A 22,128-nucleotide genomic window follows, 5' to 3' on the forward strand; every position below is an offset into this window, starting at 1 on the left:
GTCAGAGCTCGACCGGCAGATTGCGCATCGTCCAGTCTTCGAATGAACCGTCGTACAGCACGGCATCGATCCCCACGGCACGCGCCGCGAACAGCACCGCCGTCGCCTGCTGGCCGATGTGGCAGTAGGCGATCACCCGATCGCTCGGCTTGACGCCGGCCTTGCGAAACAAGGCCAGCAGTTCGGTTGGCTTCTTCAGGGTCAGATCGTCGTTGGTGATGGCGGTGAAGGGCAGGCTGTGCGCACCGGGAATATGGCCGCGGCGGGGGTGACCATCCGCGCCGCTCTCTTCGAGGCCGTCGAAGTACATCGCGGCACGCGCATCAATGAGCACGTAATCCGGTTGCCGGGCGTGCGCGCGCACGAACCCGACATCGACGATGGTTGGCTGAAGGTTGAAGGGCGTCAGCGTTCCCGGCTGTGTGGCGGCGATGGCCCGGTCAGTCACGGCGCGGCCCTCGCGGCGCCACTTCGGCATACCGCCGTCGAGCAGGTCGGCATGCGCTCCCAGCCCGGCCGATTGCAGCGTGAACAATATCCGCGTCGCCACGGAGACCTGATCGTTTCCGAAGTACACCACGACGCGGGAACCGTCGGAGATGCCGAGGCGCTGCAGTCGCTGGCGCAGTTCCGACGCTGTCGGCATTTCCAGCGAAAGCTCGCCCGACGTGGCTGCGACGTCGGCAAGACGGACGAAACGCGCGCCGGGAATGTGCGCGGACTTGTACTGCGACTCTTCGCCGACCTGCAGCAGCACGAGGTTCGGGTCGTGCAGGTGACTTTCCAGCCACGCTGTGGATACCCATGGCTCGGCTTGCGCTGTGGCCTGCGCATTCGCGCGGTACGGCATCGTCGCGGACCCGACGAGGATCCCAAACGCAACTGCCGCCTTCGCCAGAATCTTGATCTGCATGGTTTCTCCCGATGTCGTGTGTGCGACAGATATAGGACACGCGGGAGCACAGCGGGATGGGCATGCGACGGAACCGGTCGGCGATGTGACGAAACGGTCCATGCGCGGATGGTTCGTGTGCGTGATCGCGCGTGCTTTGCTAACGTGTCACGCATGGATTTTCCCAACGACGACTTGCATGCCCGACTGCCGCGAAGCGTGTTGTCGGATCTCGGCAGCTGGACGCTCTACCAGAGCTTTCGCACCTTCACCTGGTCCTGGTTGCTGCGCCGGGGAATCGTGTTGTGGCCGCTGGCGATCCTCGCCGGTTGCACGTATGCCACCTGGCATGCGTCGGGCATGGATGCATGGGGTGACTGGCCGGGGCTCGCGCTCCGGGCTTGCGTCGCATCGTTGATCGCAGTCTCGACGGGCCCCTTGCTCGCCACATTGATTCGGCAATGGCATCTGCCGCTGGTGGTGGAGCGCGCGCTGGTACTGTTGGCGATCCTGTTAGGGCTATGGATCGGCGTCATCGCCCTGGACTGGGCGGGCACCTATCACGCCCATCTCATGCAGGCCTATGCCGGGCGCCCGATGGGACCCAACCTGCTCGGCCAAGCCGTTTCAAACTTTCTCGCTGCCACCATCAACGCGTCCGTCTTTGTACTGATCGTCGCGGGCGGAGGCTTCTCAGCGATCTATTATCTTGGCGAACAGCGACGCCTTGCCCAGTACGCAGCGGGTCGCCAGATCGAAAGCCTGCGCGCGGAACGAAACGCAGCCGACATGCGATTGGCCATCCTGCAGGCGCAGGTCGAACCACATTTCCTCTTCAATACGCTGGCGTCGGTGCGGTCACTGATCGCCAGCGAGCCCGAGCGCGCTGCAAGAACCATCGACGCGCTTGCGGCGTATCTGCGAGTCGCGTTGCCACGCATCCGCACAACCGGCATCGAGGAAGCCACACTCGGTCGCCAGATCGATCTCTGCCTGGGCTATCTCGAGATCATGAATGTCCGTACGGCCGGCCGCATTGAGGTTCACGTCGATGCGAGCGACGATGTCCGGGCGCTGCCGTTTCCCCCGTTGATCCTGCTGACGCTGGTAGAGAACGCGATGACCCACGGCATCGAGCCGAAACCGGGCCCCGGCGTGATCGCGATCATCGCCGGCGCCGCGGACGGATTCCTGAGCGTGAGCGTCGAGGACGATGGCCGGGGATTGCAGCCCGGCACCACGCCCGGCCTGGGCCTCGCGAATGTTCGCGCCCAGCTCCACGATCGTTTCGGAACGCGCGCGCGCTTCGACATCGCAGCACGAGCCGCAGGCGGAGTGACCGCACGCATCCACATTCCGCTCACGTTCCCATGACCGCACCCATAACGGCCCTCATCGCCGAAGACGAGGAACCGCAGCGAACGGAGCTGCGCGGCATGCTGGCAACCCTGTGGCCGGAGCTGATCGTTGTCGCCGAATGCGCTGATGGCATCAGCGCGCTTGATGCGTGGACATCGAAGAAACCGGACGTTGCCTTCCTCGACATCCGCATGCCGGGACTTGGTGGTCTTGAGGTGGCACAACAGGCCGAAAGTCCAGCCCAAGTCGTCTTCATCACCGCTCACGACGAATTCGCGGTGAAGGCCTTCGACGCTGGCGCCATCGACTACCTGCTGAAACCAATCCGCGCCGATCGCCTCACCGAAACGGTGGCACGTTTGCGCAGCCGCCAGCCCGCAACGCAAGTCGATCTGACGGCATTGATCGACAGCCTCACCGGCCGGTTGACGCGAGCGGAGACGATCACCTGGATTACCGCCAGCATCGGCGATACCGTCCGGATGATCCCCATTGAAGACGTCATTTTTTTCCAGTCCGAGGAAAAGTACACCCGCGTAGCCACCGCCGCCGATGCCGCATTCATCCGGACGCCGCTGAAGGATCTGATGCTCAAGCTCGATCCGGAAGTGTTCTGGAGGGTTCATCGCAATGCCATCGTTCGCGTGTCGGCGATCCGGCAGGTCAAGCCGGACGGGGATGGTCGCTTGCTTGTCTGGCTCCATGGCATCACCGAGCCGCTTCGCGTGAGCGACGCGTTTCGCCATCGTTTCCGCGCCATGTGATGTGGCATTTCCCAGCAGTTGCCGCGGCGGCTCATCGACGCAGTGAAGCCGTAGTCTTTGAGCAGATCCCGGAAGTCTTCACTGGCACACTTCCGCGGTCGCTATGAAAGATCAGTCCCGCCTGCTTGCTGGGATGACGTTTAAACCAGGCCATGCGCAGCGCGTCGATGACGATATCCAGGGTCATGTCTTCGCGCATCGACCAACCCGCGACCTGACGGCTGAACAGATCGATCACCACGGCCAAGAACAACCAGCCTTCGTCGGTAGCGACGTAGGTGATGTCACCACCCCAGACCTTATCCGGCGCGGCCACCGTGAACTGACGGTTGAGCAGGTTGGGGGCGATCGGCAGGTCATGGTTGCTGTGGGTGGTCACCTCGAACCGTTTCTTGCCCTTCGCGCGAATGCCGTGTTTCTGCATCAGCATCAGCAGCCGATGCTTGCCCACGCGGACGCCTTTGTTTTGGAGGTCGCGCCAGATGCGGGGCGGCCCCAGTTGGATGGGTGATCCTTTCGATGGGGAGGTCTGCTTTCTTACTGTCGGCTCGCGACATTGAGGCTACGTTGGGGCGGCTGCCCAACTCATTTAGCTGGGGCTTCGACTGCCCGCCTTCCGCATGGTTACACCGACGCATTCGCGGTATGGTACCCCGGCGGTACATCGCTCAGGGGGAGTCATGGCAAAACGCAAGGGAGGTGGCGTTGAGGTCTTGATCTCGCTGCCATGGCCGGTCTGCATCTTGCTTGGCCTGCTCGCCTACATCGGTTTTCGCTACGGCATCGGCTGGTATCTCAGCTCAGGCAGCAGTCCGATATTGATTGGTTTGGGCAAGCAGGCCGCTAACGGCACCTACGCGCCCCTCGGGTGGATAGCGTTGGGCATTTGCTGGGCTGGCGGTCTCATCTCCTTCTTTCGTCAACGTAGCCGCAGACACTTGCTGGATACACAGACCGGACTCGACAGCTTGTGCGCCATGAGCTGGCGCGAGTTTGAGATGCTGGTAGGCGAGGCGTTTCGTCGCCGCGGTTATGCCATCCAGGAAACTGGGCTTGGCGGTGCGGATGGTGGTGTCGACCTGAGCCTGCGTAAGGGCGGTAAGACGACGCTCGTGCAGTGCAAGCAATGGAAGACGCAGCACGTCGACGTCAAGGTCGTGCGTGAGATGTTTGGTTTGCTGGCGCATCATGGCGCGGCGGCAGTGAAGATCGTTGCAGTGGGCGACTACACCACTGATGCGAAGCGTTTTGCGCTGGGCAAGCCGATTGAGCTGATTCATGGTGAGGCGTTGCTTGCGATGGTGCGCGAAGGTCAGACGCCGCCGTTACGGTCTCAAATACTGCGATCACTTCGAAGCTGGGTAGCTAGTCGCAGCCCGCCTTCAGCGTATCTAGGTAATCAGCCCACTCTTGCATGATCTTCCGACGTTCAGGCAAGTGCTGCGTCTTGTTGTAGACGCCGGGCACACCTGGTTCCTTATGCGATAGCTGTCGCTCCAGCGCCTCGGGATTCCAACCAAGCTCACCCAACAGAGTGCGGGCCATGTGGCGGAAGCCATGGCCGGTGATGATGCCTTTGTAGCCGATTCGGGCCAGAGCTGCATTCACCGCACCGTCTGACATATTGCGGCTGGAACTACGCGCGCCGGGGAACACGTATTTACCACGACCAGTAAGCGGATGCAGCTCACGCAAGATGGCTACGGCCTGACGCGCGAGTGGAACAGAGTGTGGTTTGGTATTGGGGTTCTCCTTGGCTGCCTTGCGCAACTTCTGGATCATCGGCGGCACCTTATAGACAGGATTTTGGCCATCTAGGTCGAATTGCGCCCATTCCGCCTGGCGGATCTCGCCCGGACGGCAAAACCACAAGGGTGCCAGCCTGAGCGCACACTCCACTACGAATGTGCCAGTAAAACCGTCGATCGCTCGCATCAGTTCACCAACTTGCACCGGATCGATGATCGTCGCGTAATTTTGTGGCTGTCGTGCTGGGAGGGTATCGCGCAGATCAGCCGCAGGATCACGGCTTGCGCGCTCGGTGGCGACAGCGAAACGAAACACTCGGCTCAACTGGTTCCTCAGCCGGTGCGCCTGTTCCTTATGCCCACGCTTTACAAGGCGCGCCAGCAGTGGCCGAATTTCAGCAACACCTACGTCAGCCACGGGTAAGCGTCCAATCCACGGGAAAGCATGGTTCTCCAGCCGGTCCCGCTCTTTGGCGAACTGGCCTGGCGTCCACTCATGCTGCCTTACAGCCAACCACTCGCGCGCTATCACTTCAAAGCTGTTGGCGGCACGATCCACGCCAGCGGCCTTGACGGCCTTGCGTTGCGCGCCAGGATTAACGCCAGCGGCTATCAGCTTGCGGGCGGCATCGCGCTTTTCGCGAGCCTCCTTCAGGCCCGTGTCCGGATAGGTACCCATGCTCAGAGTCTTTCGCTTTCCGCCAAACCGATAGTCAAAACGCCACCAGCGAGAGCCATTCGTGTTCAGCAGCAGATACATGCCGCCGCCGTCTGTCAGCTTGCGGGCTTTGTCAGCTGGCTTGGCATTCTTAATTTGTAGATCGGACAGCGACATAACGGCAGCCCTTTGGCGGTAGCTTTTTTGACGGCAGAGATCTCCCGCCAAAACTACCGCTCCGTGACGGTAGATTGTAGTGGACGGCATGCTACTACGCTGGACATGAAAAAGGCCGGAACCCTTGATGTTGTTGGGTCTGCCGGCCTACTTTGGATGTCGCTGGATTACTTTTTGGTGGCTATGGGTGGACTCGAACCACCGACCCCAGCATTATGAGTGCTGTGCTCTAACCAGCTGAGCTACATAGCCATTCGGAAACCCGCCATGCCGGATCAGAACGATACGGGCGGGGCGCGGAAGTTTAGTCGTCCTGGGCCTCGCGTTCAAGTCTGATGCTTGCGGGTGCTTTGCGCGCTGTGGTTGAATCGGGGCAAGGATTGGGTGCTTTTGCCTTGCGCATGGCACCCGTATGGCTCCAGGAGGCGGGATGATCGACGTTGATGGCTATCGTCCGAATGTGGGCATCGTGCTGCTGAATGCAGACGGCCGGCTGTTCTGGGCGCGCCGGATCAATCGCGATGGCTGGCAGTTTCCGCAGGGCGGCATGCGCTCGGATGAAACGCCGCTGGAGGCGATGTACCGCGAGCTGGAAGAGGAAACTGGGCTGGCTCCGCAGCACGTGGAGGTCATTGCGGCCACGCACGGATGGCTGCGCTACCGGCTGCCCCATCGTTATGTGCGCCATCATCAGCGTCCCACCTGCATCGGCCAGAAGCAGGTGTGGTTTCTGCTCAAGCTGGTGGGCGACGAAGAAGCACTGAAGCTCGATGCCTGCGACAAGCCGGAGTTCGACATCTGGCGCTGGGTGGATTTCTGGTACCCGGCCGCGCACGTCGTCAATTTCAAGCGGCAGGTCTATGAGCGGGCACTGCGCCACTTTGCGCCGCTGGTGGAAGGCCTGTTCAGTGTCGAACTCGGCACCTTGCCACCGCGGGATACCGCCGACGGCCCGACGCCCGGCCCGGGCGATGGCCGCGAAGCTGCCTGAAGCGAAACCTGAATCGGTTTTCGACTAATTGTTGACAATCATTCGCATTCGCGTTCTCATACGCACCATGTACGTATGCATGTGCAACGCCGTTACCGACCACGACATCCGCCGCGAAGCGGCCGATGGCGTGCATTCCTTTGCCGAATTGCAGGCCCGCACCGGCTGTTCCGACTGCTGTGGCTGCTGCGAGCAGGAAGCGCGCGCCACGCTCAGCAAGGCCGTCGAACACCTGTTCGGCCAGATGCCAACCGTCGCGGCCTGAGCGGACGCTCTTCGCTCCAAATCCCCGTACTTTTCTGCGCACCCCGCTCGCCTCACACAGCTAGCGGTGCGGGTGGCCGCGGCCAAACCGTAGCCATTCCCATTTCGTCGGCACGCGTACGGAGTTTGTATAGTGTCGGCCTGCCCAGTTGGCCTGCCGGAGAGCGATCATGAAAGGCGATGCGAAAGTCATCGAGTTCCTCAACAAGGTGCTCTACAACGAACTGACCGCGATCAACCAGTACTTCCTGCATTACCGCATGTACAAGGACTGGGGCTACACCGAGCTGGCCGAGCACGAGTACAAAGAGTCGATCGAGGAGATGAAGCATGCCGATCATCTGATCGAGCGCATTCTGTTTCTCGATGGTCTGCCCAACCTGCAGCATCTGGGCAAGCTGCGCATCGGCGAAAACGCGCTGGAGGCATTGCAAGGCGATCTGGATCTTGAAATGGCCGCCGTGGTCGACTTGCGCTTGGCGATCGCGCACAGCGAAGGCATCGCCGACTACGTCAGCCGCGATCTGTTCAAGAACATCCTGCATGACGAGGAAGAACACATCGACTGGCTGGAGACCCAGTTCAGCCTGGTCAAGGACATCGGCGCAGAGCGCTACCTGCAAAACAAGATGCAGAGCTGAGCGGCTACGCCCGAACCAGCTGTCCAGGTGACAGCTGGCCACCCAAGCGCACGCTCGTTCCTTGACGCTGTGATCGTGGCAGCGCTATACGTTGGGTTTTCCCCGGACGGGTCCGTATGGCTTCACGACCACCGCCGCGCTTTGTCGTGCGCAAGCAGGATGACATGGGCAACCGCCAGCGTCGGCTGTGGTTCGGCCTGGCGTGGCTGGGCAGCCTGCTGCTGACCGGGCTGGTGGTCGGACTGCTCGCACGGCACACCGCTCCGGCTGCCGTGGATCAGCGGCAGTTGCGCACCCTGCGCGCACAGATCGATGACCTGCAGCAGCAGCTCGTGAACCTGCAGCGTAGCGACCAGGTGAATGATGTTGCCACTCGCTCGCTGCGTGGCACGCTGGCGCAGCGCGAGGAAGAGATCAACGGTCTGCGCGCCGATCTGGGCTTCTATTCGCGGCTGGTGGGCGGCGATGCGCAACGCGAGGGTTTGAAGCTGCAAGAGGTGAAACTGCAGCCGATCGCGGGTTCGCGCGGCTGGAACCTCACTCTCAGCCTGACCCAGAGTACCCGCCGCGACGATGCGATGACCGGCAATGCGCTGGTCAGCGTGGAAGGCCTGCGCGCCAACAAGGTGGTACAACTGGATTGGTCGGCGCTTGGCGATGCCGCCCAAAAGGATGGCCTGCCGTTCCACTTCATGTATTTTCAGCAGCTGCACGGCACCATCGTGCTGCCGGCGGATTTCCGTCCGACCCGGCTGCGCATCAGCATTCAGCCCGCGGGTGACGAACCGGTGACCCGAACGGTCGCCTGGGGCGATGCGCTCAGCGGCAACATCACCACGACAGCCCATGGGGATCCCGATGCTCAACCGTAAACGCAATGAACGCAGCAGCACCAGCCACGAGACCAGCCTGATCGCCCGCGGCACGGTGATCCGCGGCGACCTGCGTTTCAGCGGCGCACTCCACCTGGATGGGCGCATCGAGGGCACCGTGCTGGGCGAGGGCGAGGAGGCGATGTTCACGCTCAGCGAGCATGGCCAGGTGCAAGGGAGATCCGCGTTCCACACGCCGTGATCAACGGCCATGTGACGGGCGACGTTCACATCAGTGCCCGATTGGAGCTGGCGCCACAGGCACGCATCGACGGCGATCTGCGCTATCACACGCTGGAAATGGCGGCCGGCGCACAGGTCAACGGCCGGATCTCCCGCCAGATCGAGGAAGTTCGGCGCGAACTGCCGGCACCGGATGCGCCCGCCCCTACTGCGCTGGATGAGGCCTTACCGGCCTGAAGCGGTATGCTTGCGCTTGTCCGTCACGGCCCCATTTAGAAGAGTTATGGAAACGTTCGTCAGCATTCCCGATTACCGCAGCAGTGGCACGCCGTTGGTGTTCACCGCGGCCGCCGCACACAAAGTGCATGAGCTGATTGCCGAAGAGGGCAATCCGGCGCTGAAACTGCGGGTGTACATCACTGGGGGCGGTTGCTCGGGTTTCCAGTACGGCTTCACTTTTGACGAAGCCCAGGCGGAGGACGATTTTGCCATCGAACGCGAAGGCGTGACGCTGTTGTGCGACCCGCTGTCGCTGCAGTACCTCACCGGCGCGCAGATCGATTACGCCGAGAACCTCAGCGGCTCGCAGTTCGTCATCAGCAACCCGAACGCCAAGACCACCTGCGGCTGCGGCTCCTCGTTCTCCACCTGAGCGGATCGTTTCCATGGATCGGGCCAAGCTGCCGCGCCCCAACACCTTCGCCGGACTCAGTCTGATCCTCGACCGCGTCGCCGAGCGGCGCGACGAATCCGCCTGGATCGCCGAGCAGGCACGCTCTGCTAAAGCGCGCTATCTGTTGCTGGACGCGGCGGGCGAGGCCTTCATGCAGAAGGATTTCCTGCAACAAGGCGGCGAGGCCTTGCGGTGGCTCGACGCGAACGAGCGCGAGCAACTGCTCGGTGACACGCCGGCGAGCCTGCTGGGCATCGCCAACCAGCGTCCGCACTTCATGCTGGTGCTGGACGATGCCACCCGCATCGATACCCTGGAAACTGCACTCGATGCGCGTCGCGTGGGTCTGCGCGCTGCGGGCCTGCAGTTGTCGGCGGACGAAGCCGGCCTGTTTGCTTACGCCAAGGGCCTGTCGCACTGGCAGCGCGAGACGCGGTACTGCGCTCATTGTGGCTTTCCCTTGCTACTGGTCGCCGCCGGCCATCGCGCACGCTGCACGAACCCGGAGGACTGCGGCCGCCTGCATTTCCCACGCACCGATGCGGCCGTCATTATGCTGGTCGAACACGACGGCGCGTGCCTGCTCGGTCGCCAGGCCGGCTGGCCGCCAGGTCGCTACTCGACCCTGGCCGGTTTCGTCGAGCCGGGCGAATCACTGGAAGATGCGGTGCGCCGCGAGGTGGCCGAAGAAGCCGGCGTCATCGTCGACGAAGTGCGCTATCACTCCTCGCAGCCATGGCCGATGCCTGCCTCGCTGATGGTCGGCTTCATCGCCACCGCGGTGTCGCGCCAGATCAGCAAGCGCGACCACGAACTGGAAGACGCGCGCTGGTTTACGCCGAAGCAAATTGTCGATGGGCTGGCCGACGGCAGCTTCCTGCCATCGATGGCGTTGTCGGTGTCCTACCACTTGCTGGCGCACTGGCTGCAGCAGCGAGCGGGGCTGGATCTGGATGAGCTGGTTGCCAACAGCAACTCGCGCTGACTCCTGTGCGAGTCACCTCGGCGGCCCTACCTAGCCGAACTTGAGCCCTATTCGCCTGTCATATCTCCTGCACATCACAGGGATCGGAGATGGCACGCAGGGGCAACTCACTACACACCGGCTCGAATGCACCGCTTGGCCCGCGCGTTGCGCGTAGTCGCGGTGCATCAATGCGGCGTGACGCAGCGCGACGGGGAGCCATCCTCGCTAGCGTATGCGTAGGCCACCTCATCGTTCTCTTGCTGGTGCTGCACCCCTCATGGCGTCAGGTCGAGCCTGTGCGGCGTCAGCGCGAGGCTGATGTGCTTCGGCTTAGCTTCTTCGATGCGGCGCCGAATATTCGCCGATCCTTGTCGGTTCGCGCTCTCGCGCGACTGCCGGCCAAGGTGCCACCCGCGCCACCAGCAATCGCGCCGCCCAAGGTTTCGACCGCTGCGGTCACGCGCCCAACGAACTCCCCATCAGCGACGCCCACCGATTGGGTCGTTGCGGTGGTGCCGCCAACTGTCGATGATCTTCACAGCGGCTACGGGCCCAGCGATTTCCGGTCGGCACTTCAAAACGCGCAGCGAGCAAAGGCCGATCAGATACCCGGTGTCGCCACACCCCTGATCGGTGGCATCCAACTTGAAGCAAGATCCAACATCAAGGGTGCCGTGCACGCAGTCACCGAATATATCCGCTGCACGGACAAGCAATTGGAGATGGAGAACGGCCGCGACCAGCTCAGCACCCCTCAGCTGGTGGATCGCGCGCTGCAATTGGACGGTTGCGGACCGCATTCCGAGCATCCGCAAGCCGATGCCGCGGTGGATGAGATCACTCACCGCGTGATCTTCGGCCACTGACGCACGCGTGCTCATCAAGAGCGCGTGGCGGGCATCTCCTTGTCACATCTGCTGGGAGATCAAACACTCGCTTACAATGCGGACATCGCCCGCGAGCTTGCATCATGGCCATCCGCCTACTTACCGCCCTTATCGCCCTCGGCCTGCTGCACGTCATGCCACAACTTGCACGCTGGCGTGATGACGGCCTGTTCCGGCGTTGGGTCGCGCAACTGGGGGATACCAGTGGGGCGGGGCGCATGCTGCTGGCTCTGCTGCTGCCGCTGGGCTTGTGTCTGCTGCTGTCGTGGCTACTCACGTACCTGCCGGCAGGCGACTTGCTGCAGATGCTGTTTTCCCTCGCCGTGCTGCTGTACTGCTTCGGTCCGCGCGAATTCGAGAGTGATCTGGAAGCGATCCTGCATGCCCCCGATGGCGCCCGCCGCGAAGCCGCGGCACAGGCACTCGCCGACGATGGCAACACGATCGCCTGGAACGCACCGGACCTCGGCGTGGCGATCGCCTACGCGGCGTTGCGCCGACGCTTTGCCGTGCTGCTGTGGTTTTTCCTGCTGGGTCCCGTCGGCGCCCTGTTATACCGTTTGGCACAGACGCTGGGCCGCGATGAATCGCTGCGACTGGATCAGGCGGCCCGCACCGCGGCACGTTACCTTGCCAACGCGCTGGACTGGTTGCCGGCGCAGCTGCTGGTGTTCACGCTCGCCGTGGTTGGCCATTGGGAGGCCGTCATTGGCGCCTGGCGTCGCTCGCAGCAGCAATCGACGACGAACAGCTGGTACACCTCCGGCCCGGATTTCCTGGGCGCCGCTGCGCAGGCCGACATCCTCACTGACATTGAAGCCGGCGATGGCTACGCCGAAGAACGCAGCGATCCGCTGGTCGAACTGGTGCGTCTGCGCAGCGCCCTGCTGCGCGCCTTGCTGGCATGGCTGAGCGCGGTTGCGTTGATCGTGCTGGGCGGCTGGCTGGCGTAACGCGGTCGTGATGGCGTGCGGCGACGAATGACTGGAAGAGCAGGGCGCTAAGCCAGCTCACCTCGCAACTCGCGCACGCGCACTTCCAGTGCGGCGGCGTCGGTCTGACCCGGTGTCACCGGCGCATCGATCACAAGCTCCACCCGCGCGCGGAAACGCCGCGGCAGCCGCGCGCGATGCAGCATCGAATCGCGGCGGCTCCAGACGCTGCCCCACAGGCCACGCAACGCCATCGGCAGAACCGGCACCGATCGTCGTGCCAGGATCTTCTCCACGCCCGGTCGAAATAATGCGATTTCGCCATCCCGAGTCAGGCTGCCTTCGGGAAAGATGCACACCACTTCGCCAGTGAGCAGCGCTTCATCAATCGCGTCGTAGGCCTGCTGCAGAACTTGCGGGTCTTCCTTGTGACCGGCAATCGGAATGGCCTTGGCGGTGCGGAACACGAAGCGCAGCAGCGGGATGTTGAAGATCCGGTGATCCATCACGAAGCGTACGGGCCGGCGCAAGTTCGCCATCAGCAGCAGCGGATCCATGAAACTGACGTGGTTGCATACCAGCAGCACCGCGCCTTCCTCGGGGATGTTCTGCGCGCCATCGACGCGTACCCGATACAACGTGTTCACCAGCACCCAGGTGATGAAACGCATCACGAACTCGGGCACCAGCGTGAAGATGTACAGCGCCACCAGCGCATTGAGCACTGCCGTGGCGAGGAAGATCTGAGGGGCGCCCAGACCCAGCGCGCCCAGCCCCAGACCGAAGCCGGCGGCACAGCAGATCAACAGCGCGTTGATGATGTTGTTGCCGGCGATGACGCGCGACAGGCGATCGCGCGGCGTACGGCTCTGGATGAAGGCAAACAACGGCACCACATAAAAGCCGGCGAACATGCCGATCAGAGTCAGATCCAGCGCTACGCGCCAACTGCCCGCTGCCTGTAGAAAGGACAGCCAGTTCAAACCGTGGACCAGCGCAACGCCCGGCCGCGCGAAGAACAGGTCAATGCCGAACGCGGTCAGTCCAAACGCGCCCAGCGGCACGAGGCCCACTTCCACCCGTCGTCCCGACATCCGCTCGCACAGCAGAGATCCGATACCGGTGCCGATGGAGAACAGCGTCAACACCAGGATGTTGACCGAGCCGTCGCCACCCAGGTTCAGCTTGGTGTAGTTCGGCAACTGCGCAACCAGCACGGTGCCGAAGAACCAGAACCACGAGATGCCCAGCACCGCATTGAACACCGCCCGGTCCTGTCGGGTGATGCCGAGCACGCGCGCCGTTTCGCTGAAGGGATTCCAGTTGAATTTCAGTTCCGGCGCGGTGGCCGGCGCCGGCGGAATCGCCCGGCTGGCGAGATAGCCGGTCACGGCCACCGCGATCGTCAGCGCACCGGCCAGCAGTGTGCCGACGCCAGCGATTTGCATCAGCGCACTGCCGGCGATCATGCCGATCAGGATCGCCAGCTGGGTCCCGGTTTCGATCAATCCGTTGCCGCCAACCAGCTCGGTCGGCCGCAGCGCCTGCGGCAGGATCGCGTATTTGATCGGCCCGAACATCGTCGAATGCAGCCCCATCAGAAACAGCACGACCAGCAACAAAGATGTGTGATGCGTATGGAATCCGATGGCCGCCAGCACCATCGCGCCGATCTCGAACAGTTTGATGTAACGGATGATCCGGCTCTTCTCGTACTTCTCCGCCAATTGTCCTGCTGTGGCCGAGAACAGAAAGAACGGAATGATGAACAGGGCCGGTGCGAGGTTCGTGTAGAGCGACACCGTGTGGTCATCCAGTCCCATCTGGAACGCCACCAGCATGACCAGCGCATTGCGGAACGCGTTGTCGTTGAACGCCCCCAGCGCCTGGGTCCAGAAGAACGGCGCGAAACGCCGTTTGCCCAACAGTACGAATTGGCTCATGCCTGCCCCTTGAAGTGCTCGAGTCAACCTGAAGCCTGGCGAGCGCGTTGTCAAAGATTACGCTACGACGCCAACCTGTAAGTTTGCAGGCGCCGCGTTTTATTGCGCCGCAGCATCCAAAGGCCTGTAGTCGTTGCCCTGCAGAGTCTCTTCCTGGTCGCGCTGCGGTGGCTAATCGAGCTGTAAAGCGTTGCCGAGTAAAGATATGTAACTACCTGCGACATAAGGCCAATATCGCAATATATTAATGCGGGATGCCTTAGAGTAACGCTGGCCTCAATTGATTTCGTATAATCTTGCGTAATCCGTCTCTTACACACTTGTCGCGGCCACCCTCATGAACATGCATCAACCCGCTCATTCCGTGCCTGTGGGCACCTTCTCCGATCGCATTAAATTGCTGATTCAGCGGGTGGGAAGCGCGACGGAGATCGCCCGCATGTGCGGATTCTCCGAGGGCGTGGTTCGCAGCTGGCGCGATGGCAATACCGATCCCTCCCGCGCACGTTGCGTCACCCTCGCGCGTACGCTGGGCATTTCGCTGGTCTGGCTAGTGGCGGGCGAGGGCGCGATTCAGATCGATGCCAACGCCAACACCCGGGACGATCAGTACAGCACCGACACGGTTTCAGCGCGGCATCGGGCCAGACTCACTTCGACCGCGGTGACTGCACTACCCGTGCAAGGTAACGGTGTGGATGGGCAACGATTGAACACCGCGATGAAGATCCTGCAGTCCGAGCTTGAGCTGGCCGATAGCCGCCTTACGCTGGCCGACAACACCGATATGCTGGCCGACCTCTACGAGATCCTCGGCCCCGGCGGCCACAATGTGGATACCCGTGCGATGGTGACGTTCAATCATCGACTGGCAGATCGGATTCGCCAGAGTCGCCAGACCACGGCCTGAGTTACCTCGTATCGCGATCAACTGCGGCAGCCTCACGGCTGCCGCTTTCGTTTGTGCGACGACTGATGCTTAGAGCAGCGCGATATCCGCGATCGCGCTGAACTGCGCCTTCAACTGCCCGAGCAGGGCCAGCCGGTTCGCGCGCACGGCCGGATTGTCGGCATTCACCAGCACGCTCTCGAAGAACGTATCCACCGGTGCCTGCAGTTGCGACAGCCGGGCCAGCACGGCGGCGTAGTCGCCCGTGTCCAGTGATTCAGCCGTCTCCCGCCGTGCGGACGCCAGCGCATCGGCCAGGTCGCGCTCCGCATCCGCTTCGAAATGCACGGGGTCGACCACATGGCCGATGGCTGGCGCACCGACTTCCTCTGCCTGTTTGCGCAGGATGTTGGCGACCCGCTTGTTGGCGGCGGCCAGACTGACGGCTTCCGGGCGGCGACCGAACTCAGCCACCGCGCGCAGGCGCCGATCGAAGTCGGCCAGGCTGCGTGGCTGCACGGCCAGCACGGCCTCAAACTGCGCGTTGTCGAAACCCTGATCGGCGTAGTAACCGCGCAGACGATCCAGCACGAAGTCATACAACTCATCGACCAGGATCGCTCGCCGCTGGCCAGCATTCAAGACAGGCAGCTTGCCGTCCTTGCCAGGTTTCAGACCCGATGCCAGCGCGCTGTCGGGCAGCAGCTCCAGCGCCTCGACAAGACTGCCGCGCAGATCGATCTCCATACGCGCTTCAATCAACGTGCGTCCCAGTCCCAGCGCGGCTCGACGCAACGCGAACGGATCCTTGTTGCCGCCCGGCTTCATGCCGACGGCGAAGATGCCAGCCAGGGTGTCCAGCCGTTCGGCGACAGCCAGTACCTGGCCGACCCTGCCGGCGGCGATCGCGTCACCGCCAAACCGCGGCTGGTAATAGCTATCCAGCGCCTGCGCCACATCCTGCGACTCACCATGATGGTTGGCGTAGTAACGCCCCATCACGCCCTGAAGTTCGGGAAATTCACCGACCATGCGGGTCAGCAGATCGCACTTGCTCAGACTCGCCGCCCGGGTCGCTGCTCCGGCATCGACACCGACGCGATTGGCGATAATCCGGGCCAGCTCGGCCACGCGAACGCTCTTGTCCCACAGGCTGCCCAGCGCTTGCTGGTAGGTGACGGTCTTGAGCTGTTCCTGATAGCCAGCCAGCGGTGTTTTCAGATCCGCGTCCCAGAAGAACTTCGCATCGGCAAAACGTGGGCGTATCACCCGCTCATAGCCCTTGCTGATCTCGCCCGGATCCTTGCTGTCGATATTCGCGATGCCGATGAAATGCTGGGTCAGCTTGCCTGCTGCATCGAACACCGGCACAAACTTCTGATTGGTCTCCATCGTGGTGACCAGCGCTTCTGGCGGCACGGCGAGAAACTCGCGCTCGAACGTGCAGGCAATCGCCACCGGCCACTCGGTGAGGTTGGCGATCTCATTGAGCAATGCGTCGTCCAGCCGTGGCACGCCGCCGGTTTCGCTGGCGACGCGGGCCACCTCGTCACGGATGCGCTGACGACGCTCGGCCGGATCGGCCAGCACGTTCGAGGCACGCATCGCATCCAGGTAGCTGTCGGCATCGGCCAGATGCACTGGTTGCGGATGCATGAAGCGATGGCCGCGCGATTTCCGTCCACTTTTGAGACCCAATGCCTCGCCGTCGACGATCTCCGAGCCGTGCAACATCACCAGCCAATGGGCCGGGCGCACAAAACTGTACTCGTGATCACCCCAGCGCATCGGCTTGGGGATCGGCAGAGACTTCAACGCTTCGTTGACGATTTCCGGCAGCAAAACACTGAGCGGCTGTCCGGGCCTGGTCGTGCGACAGATGAAGCGCTCGCCCTTGTCCGTCTGCATGCGCCCGAGATCGACGACCTTCACACCGTTCTTCGCGGCAAAGCCCAGCAGGGCTGGCGTGGGATCGCCGTTCGCATCCAGGCCGACGGATACCGCCGGGCCCAGCGACTCCGAATTCAATGTGGGCTGCGAACTGGTCACCCAGGGCAGATATACAGCCAGACGACGAGGGGAGCAGAAAGCGCGCCGCCCTTTGCCATGCTGCACGACGCCGACACCGAAGGAGCGGCTTTCCAGCCCCTTCACGATCGCATCGAAAAACGCCTTCGACAATTCATCGACGGCATGGATGGGGAGCTCTTCCGTCCCGATCTCGATGAGTAGTGGTTTGCCGGTCCTGATCGCATCCTCAACCATGGACCTGCTCCTTGCTGCTGTCGGAATGCGCGCTCATGGGAGGCGTGTTCTTCAACCCGGGGAAACCGAGTTTCTCGCGCTGCGCGACATAGGTTTCAGCGACACTGCGCGACAACGCGCGCACGCGAAGGATATAGCGCTGGCGTTCGGTGACGCCGATCGCGCGACGCGCATCGAGCAGGTTGAACGTGTGGCTTGCCTTCATCACCTGCTCGTAAGCCGGCAGCGGCAGGTTCGCGGTGATCAACTGGTTCGCGGTCGCTTCGCATACGTCGAACCAGCGCAGCAGCTCAGGCACATTCGCGTGCTCGAAATTGTAGGTGCTCTGCTCGACCTCGTTCTGATGGAACACATCGCCGTAGGTCACGGTGCCACGCGGACCGGTCGTCCAGACCAGGTCATACACGTTGTCCACGTTTTGCAGATACATCGCCAGGCGTTCCAGACCGTAGGTGATCTCGCCGGTCACCGGCCGGCACTCCAGTCCGCCGGCCTGTTGGAAATAGGTGAACTGGGTCACTTCCATGCCGTTCAACCAGACTTCCCAGCCGAGACCCCACGCACCCAGCGTCGGTGATTCCCAGTTGTCTTCGACGAAACGCAGGTCGTGCACCAGCGGATCGAGTCCGAGCTCTTTCAGTGAACCGATGTAGAGCTCTTGAATATTTTCCGGGTTCGGCTTCATCACCACCTGGTATTGGTAGTAATGCTGCAGGCGATTCGGGTTCTCGCCGTAGCGGCCGTCGGTGGGGCGACGCGAGGGTTGCACGTAGGCGGCGGCCCATGGCTCCGGACCGAGCGAGCGCAGAAAAGTGGCGGGGTGGAAGGTGCCTGCGCCGACCTCGGTGTCGAGGGGCTGCAACAAGACACAACCCTGCGCCGCCCAGTAGCGGTTGAGGGTCTGGATCACATCCTGGAAGGTGCGCGCGGACATGGTTTTCCGTGACCTTGGGTAAAGCGCGTTAGTATAGCCGCAGCTTGCTTTCCCGCTGGGCTCCGGCCTGCAACAGCATCACGGGGGACACTTCTGGATGGCCGCATCACCGCAAATCGCATCCCTGCTTGGCCGCCGTGGCCGGCTGGAACTGGACGATCTGCTGGCCGCGTTGGTGGTCGATGGCTATCTGCTGGCCGATGACGCCAAGCAGGTACGCATGGGCGTACGCGCAGGCCGCAGCACCGTGGAATTGCATCCGCTGGTGCTGATCGCGAACGCGAAGCTGGCGAATCAGCGCGAGCCAGGTCGACCGCTGAAACTGGAAGCCTTGACCGAGTGGCTGGCCGGCCATGCCGGACTGCCGTATCTGAAGATCGATCCGATGAAGATCAACGCTTCGTCGGTGACCCAGGTCGTGAGTCATGCGTACGCCCAGCGCCACCGGATCCTGCCGGTCGCCGCAGCGGCAGGCGAGGTGACGTTTGCCACCTGCGAACCATTCGATGCGGCATGGGCCGCGGATCTGGCGCAGATGTTGCGGCGGGACGTGCACCGCGTGGTGTCCAGCCCGATCGACATCAACCGCTACTTGCAGGAGTTTTACGGCGTCCAGCGCTCCATCCAGCTGGCACAGGACGCGAAGGGCAGCGACAGTTCGGCCGCAATCCTCAACTTCGAGCAGCTGGTGGAGCTGGGCAAGAGCGGCGAAGTCGGCGCCGATGACCGCCACGTCGTGCATATCGTCGACTGGCTGCTGCAATACGCGTTCGAGCAGCGCGCGTCGGATATCCATCTGGAGCCGCGCCGCGAAACCGGGCTCATCCGTTTCCGCATCGACGGCCGAATGCACAAGGTGTTCGAGCTGCCGTCGCCGGTGATGACCGCGGTCACGGCACGCATCAAGATCCTGGCGCGCATGGACGTGGCGGAGAAGCGGCGGCCGCAGGACGGTCGCATCAAGACACGATCGGCCACCGGCCGCGAAGTCGAGCTGCGTATCTCGAACATGCCCACCGCGTTTGGCGAAAAGGTGGTGATGCGTATCTTCGACCCGGACCTGGTCGTCAAGGATTTTGCGCAGCTCGGATTTTCCCCCAGTGAAGCCGCCCTTTGGCGCACGATGGTGGAGCGTCCTCACGGCATCGTACTGGTCACCGGCCCGACGGGTTCAGGCAAAACCACCACGCTGTATTCCACCCTGAAGCATCTGGCCACGCCGGAACTCAACGTGTGCACGGTCGAAGATCCGATCGAGATGGTCTCGCCCGAATTCAACCAGATGCAGGTGCATGCCGCGATCGATCTGGATTTTGCGGCCGGTGTGCGCACGCTGCTGCGCCAGGATCCGGACATCATCATGGTTGGCGAAATCCGCGATCTGGAAACGGCGCAGATGGCCGTGCAGGCGTCGCTCACCGGCCATCTGGTGTTGTCCACCCTGCATACCAACGATTCGCCCAGCGCAGTGACCCGACTGCTCGATCTTGGGGTGCCGCATTACCTGATCCAGTCCACCCTGACCGGCGTGGTCGCGCAACGACTGGTACGCACGCTGTGTCCGCACTGCAAGCAGGCGACCACGCAGGATCCGCAGGCATGGAATGTCCTCACGCACGGGTGGTCGCTCCCTGTGCCGGAGAGGGTGTTCCAGCCGGTCGGCTGCCTGGAATGTCGCAACACCGGTTTCCTCGGTCGCACGGGCATCTATGAAATGATGAAAGTGTCGCCACGGCTGCGCGGGCTCATTTCGGCGCAGCTGGATCTGGGCAACTTCGGTCAGGCAGCGCTGTCCGAGGGTCTGCGCCCGTTGCGTATCTCGGCCGCCGACCAGGTGGCCGCCGGACTGACCACCGTGCAAGAAATCCTCACCGTCCTGCCACCGATCGAAGCCTTCGACGACACACCGCCTTAAAGACGTCCATTACGTACTCAAACTACCCTGCATGAAACCAGTACTGATCATCCGCACCGGCCGCGCGCCGGACAATATCCGTGGCCGGCACGGCGACTTTCCCCATTGGTTCCGCATCTGCACCCGACTGCTGCCGCAGCAGGTGCGCGTGGTCGATGTCGCTGCTGGTGAAGCATTGCCGCCGCCGCAGGAAGTAGCCGGCGCCATGATCACAGGCTCCGCCGCGATGGTCACCGAGCGCATCGCGTGGAGCGAGCGCACCGCCGGCTGGATCCGGCAGGCGATGGACATCGAATTACCCTTGTTCGGCGTGTGCTACGGCCATCAGTTGATGGCGCATGCATTGGGTGGACGCGTCGATTACCTGCCCGGCGGACGCGAGATTGGCACCCAGCCGATCGAACTGCTACATGACGCTGCCGCCGATCCTCTGGCGGCCACGCTCCCCAGCAGCTTCCGCGCTCACACCACCCACGAACAGAGCGTGCTCGAACCGCCGCGCGGCTCCGCTGTGCTGGCCCGCTCCGCCCGCGATCCGCATCAGTTGCTGCGGCATGGGCCGCAGGCGATCAGCACGCAGTTCCACCCGGAGTTCAATGCCGACGTGATGCGCGCCTACATCAAGCGCAAACATGCCGACATGCGGCGCGAAGGCACGGATCCCCGGCAGACCTTCAGTGACGTGGCCGCCACGCCGGTCGCGCGCCGGCTATTGCGGCAGTTCGCCCATCAACATGGTTGGGCGAATGCCGCCGCGTGGAGCTGATACGTTCATCCGCGCAGACGGCGGGCAACGGCATCGCGTGAGAACAGGGCAAATATCAGGCCGAACAGAAAGCCACCGATGTGCGCCCACCAGACGTACGCGCCGTAGCTGGGGCCGGCATAACTGAAGAGCAACTGCAGCAACACCCAGATGCCGATCAGCAGAAACGCTGGCACCCGCACGAATTCCAGATACAACCCAAGCGGCAAAACGAGGCCGAGCTTGGCACGCGGGAACAGCGCCACGTAGGTACCCACGACGGCCGACACCGCCCCGCTGCAGCCGATGATCGGCAGGCGTACGCCTTGCAGCGACAAGGCGCCGATCAGGTTCGCCACGATCCCGCCGAGCACGAACAACAACAGAAACCGCATCGAACCCAGGGCTCGCTCGCCCGGCAAGCCGAAGATCGCCAGAAACAAAAGATTGCTCAACAGATGCAGCCACGTCACATGGATGAACAGTGCCGTGAACAGCCGCAACAAGGCAGGGTCGGTCAGCTGAGGCAGTAACGCCTCGTGCGGGTCGAAAATGTTCGCCGGTACCGTTCCCCACTCCAGCAAGAACGAAATCCGTTGCGGTGCCGGTGCCAGCGCCAGACCGACGAAGCACAGCACACAGACACTGACGATCAGCAGGGTTGCCCAGTGCCAACGGGGCCGGCGACGGGTTTCGACATGCACAAACAAAGACGCACTCCCTGGGAACACCCCGGTAACGACGGCGCGTCTCCCATCATAGGTGAAAGCGACTCAACCGGGGTTGCGTCAGTGCCACTGGCGTTGGAAGACTCGGCAACGCACGCTCCTTCGAGATGAATTCAAAAAATCTTCGACGTCGCGATCCGTTTCCATCCTTCGGTTCGTCTTTGGTATGTCCGAAACAGAAGGTGGAGTTACCAGCTTTTCTTGGCCAGAAGCTAGCATCTGAGTTCGCGCGTGGTGGACTTGGGTGGGGTAGAGCTCTTGAACTGCAGCATCCGGCAGAGCCCCCCCTCCCAGCCTCCCCCCGCAAGCAGGGGGAGGAGCGAAGCCGGCAGCCGCAGCCGTTGTTGGGTAAGCGGCCAAGGAAAAAGCCCCACCGTTTCCGGTGAGGGTTGTTCAACACAGGCCCCTGGCGGTGACCGGTTCCAGCTCGCGATCTGCGATCGCAGCAGCAACAACATCGCACAAAGACGAAGGCCTCCCCGATTGGGGAGGCCTTCTTGGATAAAGCCCCTGGCGGTGACCTGTTGCAGCTCGCGATCTGCGATCGCGGCAGCAACAGCCAAAGAAAAACCCCCACCGTTTCCGGTGAGGGTGTTTCAGGATAAAGCCCCTGGCGGTGACCTGTTGCAGCTCGCGATCTGCGATCGCGGCAGCAACAACCAAAGAAAAACCCCCACCGTTTCCGGTGAGGGTTGTTCAAT

The 22,128-nt window shown here is 62.6% G+C and carries 20 protein-coding genes, 1 tRNA gene and 2 pseudogenes; 15 read left to right on the forward strand and 8 right to left on the reverse strand.

All coding sequences use genetic code 11. From position 1 onward, the window contains the following. Window position 1: 1 nt before the first annotated feature. Complete coding sequence (locus tag HDE77_RS13600; protein ID WP_184418006.1) at window positions 2–1,015, reverse strand: rhodanese-like domain-containing protein; 1,014 nt, start codon at window positions 1,013–1,015, stop codon at window positions 2–4. A gap of 51 nt (window positions 1,016–1,066) precedes the next feature. On the opposite strand from HDE77_RS13600, the gene HDE77_RS13605 reads away from it, so the two are divergent. Then, window positions 1,067–2,266 (forward strand): histidine kinase, encoded by a 1,200-nt coding sequence (locus HDE77_RS13605; RefSeq protein ID WP_184418008.1) that lies wholly within the window; start codon window positions 1,067–1,069, stop codon window positions 2,264–2,266. Then, window positions 2,263–3,015, forward strand: coding sequence for a LytTR family DNA-binding domain-containing protein (locus HDE77_RS13610; RefSeq protein ID WP_184418010.1), 753 nt, complete (start codon window positions 2,263–2,265; stop codon window positions 3,013–3,015). The genes HDE77_RS13605 and HDE77_RS13610 overlap by 4 nt, the downstream gene beginning before the upstream one ends. A gap of 8 nt (window positions 3,016–3,023) precedes the next feature. On the opposite strand, the pseudogene HDE77_RS13615 reads toward HDE77_RS13610, so the two are convergent. Next, window positions 3,024–3,517 (reverse strand): annotated as a pseudogene (locus HDE77_RS13615) (IS3 family transposase); the annotation flags it as partial. 178 nt (window positions 3,518–3,695) lie between these two features. On the opposite strand from HDE77_RS13615, the gene HDE77_RS13620 reads away from it, so the two are divergent. Next, window positions 3,696–4,433: a restriction endonuclease gene (locus HDE77_RS13620; protein ID WP_184418012.1), complete on the forward strand. Its 738-nt coding sequence runs from the start codon at window positions 3,696–3,698 to the stop codon at window positions 4,431–4,433. Here the strand turns inward: HDE77_RS13620 and HDE77_RS13625 are convergent. Then, entirely contained in the window at window positions 4,381–5,598 is a 1,218-nt protein-coding gene (locus tag HDE77_RS13625) for an integrase arm-type DNA-binding domain-containing protein (RefSeq protein WP_184418014.1), read from the reverse strand. The two genes, HDE77_RS13620 and HDE77_RS13625, sit on opposite strands and share 53 nt — an antisense overlap. A gap of 175 nt (window positions 5,599–5,773) precedes the next feature. Continuing rightward, window positions 5,774–5,850, reverse strand: a tRNA-Met gene (locus HDE77_RS13630). A 178-nt stretch (window positions 5,851–6,028) separates the two neighbouring features. On the opposite strand from HDE77_RS13630, the gene HDE77_RS13635 reads away from it, so the two are divergent. From HDE77_RS13635 to HDE77_RS13675, 9 genes and pseudogenes are all read left to right on the forward strand, one after another. Then, window positions 6,029–6,589: an RNA pyrophosphohydrolase gene (locus HDE77_RS13635; RefSeq protein ID WP_184418016.1), complete on the forward strand. Its 561-nt coding sequence runs from the start codon at window positions 6,029–6,031 to the stop codon at window positions 6,587–6,589. A gap of 67 nt (window positions 6,590–6,656) precedes the next feature. Further along, window positions 6,657–6,854, forward strand: coding sequence for a (2Fe-2S)-binding protein (locus HDE77_RS13640; protein ID WP_184418018.1), 198 nt, complete (start codon window positions 6,657–6,659; stop codon window positions 6,852–6,854). A gap of 169 nt (window positions 6,855–7,023) precedes the next feature. Next, entirely contained in the window at window positions 7,024–7,494 is a 471-nt protein-coding gene (gene bfr, locus HDE77_RS13645) for a bacterioferritin (RefSeq protein WP_184418020.1), read from the forward strand. A gap of 116 nt (window positions 7,495–7,610) precedes the next feature. Further along, window positions 7,611–8,366 (forward strand): DUF6776 family protein, encoded by a 756-nt coding sequence (locus HDE77_RS13650; protein WP_184418022.1) that lies wholly within the window; start codon window positions 7,611–7,613, stop codon window positions 8,364–8,366. Further along, a pseudogene (locus tag HDE77_RS13655) lies at window positions 8,353–8,786 on the forward strand (polymer-forming cytoskeletal protein). Before HDE77_RS13650 ends, HDE77_RS13655 begins: the two are co-directional and overlap by 14 nt. A 46-nt stretch (window positions 8,787–8,832) precedes the next feature. Further along, complete coding sequence (gene erpA, locus HDE77_RS13660) at window positions 8,833–9,201, forward strand: iron-sulfur cluster insertion protein ErpA (protein WP_184418023.1); 369 nt, start codon at window positions 8,833–8,835, stop codon at window positions 9,199–9,201. Between the two features lie 13 nt (window positions 9,202–9,214). Beyond that, the gene (gene nudC / locus HDE77_RS13665; protein ID WP_184418024.1) at window positions 9,215–10,207 is read left to right on the forward strand and encodes an NAD(+) diphosphatase; all 993 of its coding nucleotides are present in this window, start codon (window positions 9,215–9,217) and stop codon (window positions 10,205–10,207) included. A 170-nt stretch (window positions 10,208–10,377) separates the two neighbouring features. Further along, the gene (locus HDE77_RS13670; RefSeq protein ID WP_184418025.1) at window positions 10,378–11,055 is read left to right on the forward strand and encodes a hypothetical protein; all 678 of its coding nucleotides are present in this window, start codon (window positions 10,378–10,380) and stop codon (window positions 11,053–11,055) included. A gap of 104 nt (window positions 11,056–11,159) precedes the next feature. Beyond that, entirely contained in the window at window positions 11,160–12,029 is an 870-nt protein-coding gene (locus tag HDE77_RS13675) for a beta-lactamase induction protein (RefSeq protein ID WP_184418026.1), read from the forward strand. 47 nt (window positions 12,030–12,076) lie between these two features. Here HDE77_RS13675 and HDE77_RS13680 read toward each other — a convergent pair whose 3' ends face one another. Then, window positions 12,077–13,951 carry an MFS transporter gene (locus HDE77_RS13680; RefSeq protein ID WP_184418027.1) on the reverse strand — a complete coding sequence of 625 codons (1,875 nt, stop codon included), beginning with the start codon at window positions 13,949–13,951 and terminating at the stop codon, window positions 12,077–12,079. 439 nt (window positions 13,952–14,390) lie between these two features. Between HDE77_RS13680 and HDE77_RS13685 the strand changes: the two genes are divergently transcribed. Then, window positions 14,391–14,861, forward strand: coding sequence for a transcriptional regulator (locus tag HDE77_RS13685; protein ID WP_255482713.1), 471 nt, complete (start codon window positions 14,391–14,393; stop codon window positions 14,859–14,861). Window positions 14,862–14,930: 69 nt separating this feature from the next. Here the strand turns inward: HDE77_RS13685 and glyS are convergent, their stop codons facing one another. Then, entirely contained in the window at window positions 14,931–17,105 is a 2,175-nt protein-coding gene (glyS, locus tag HDE77_RS13690) for a glycine--tRNA ligase subunit beta (protein ID WP_221444279.1), read from the reverse strand. Further along, window positions 17,098–18,039 carry a glycine--tRNA ligase subunit alpha gene (gene glyQ / locus HDE77_RS13695; protein ID WP_184418028.1) on the reverse strand — a complete coding sequence of 314 codons (942 nt, stop codon included), beginning with the start codon at window positions 18,037–18,039 and terminating at the stop codon, window positions 17,098–17,100. Before glyQ ends, glyS begins: the two co-directional genes overlap by 8 nt. A 97-nt stretch (window positions 18,040–18,136) precedes the next feature. On the opposite strand from glyQ, the gene HDE77_RS13700 reads away from it, so the two are divergent. Both HDE77_RS13700 and HDE77_RS13705 read left to right on the forward strand, forming a co-directional pair. Beyond that, entirely contained in the window at window positions 18,137–19,954 is a 1,818-nt protein-coding gene (locus HDE77_RS13700; RefSeq protein ID WP_184418029.1) for a GspE/PulE family protein, read from the forward strand. Window positions 19,955–19,985: 31 nt separating this feature from the next. After that, a complete protein-coding gene (locus tag HDE77_RS13705) occupies window positions 19,986–20,720 on the forward strand; it encodes a glutamine amidotransferase (RefSeq protein ID WP_184418031.1) in 735 nt (244 codons plus the stop codon). 5 nt (window positions 20,721–20,725) lie between these two features. Here HDE77_RS13705 and HDE77_RS13710 read toward each other — a convergent pair whose 3' ends face one another. Beyond that, a complete protein-coding gene (locus HDE77_RS13710; RefSeq protein ID WP_184418033.1) occupies window positions 20,726–21,409 on the reverse strand; it encodes a rhomboid family intramembrane serine protease in 684 nt (227 codons plus the stop codon). Window positions 21,410–22,128: the final 719 nt, after the last annotated feature.

Source organism: Rhodanobacter sp. MP7CTX1 (genome assembly GCF_014205795.1).
In the GTDB taxonomy this organism is placed as follows: domain Bacteria; phylum Pseudomonadota; class Gammaproteobacteria; order Xanthomonadales; family Rhodanobacteraceae; genus Rhodanobacter.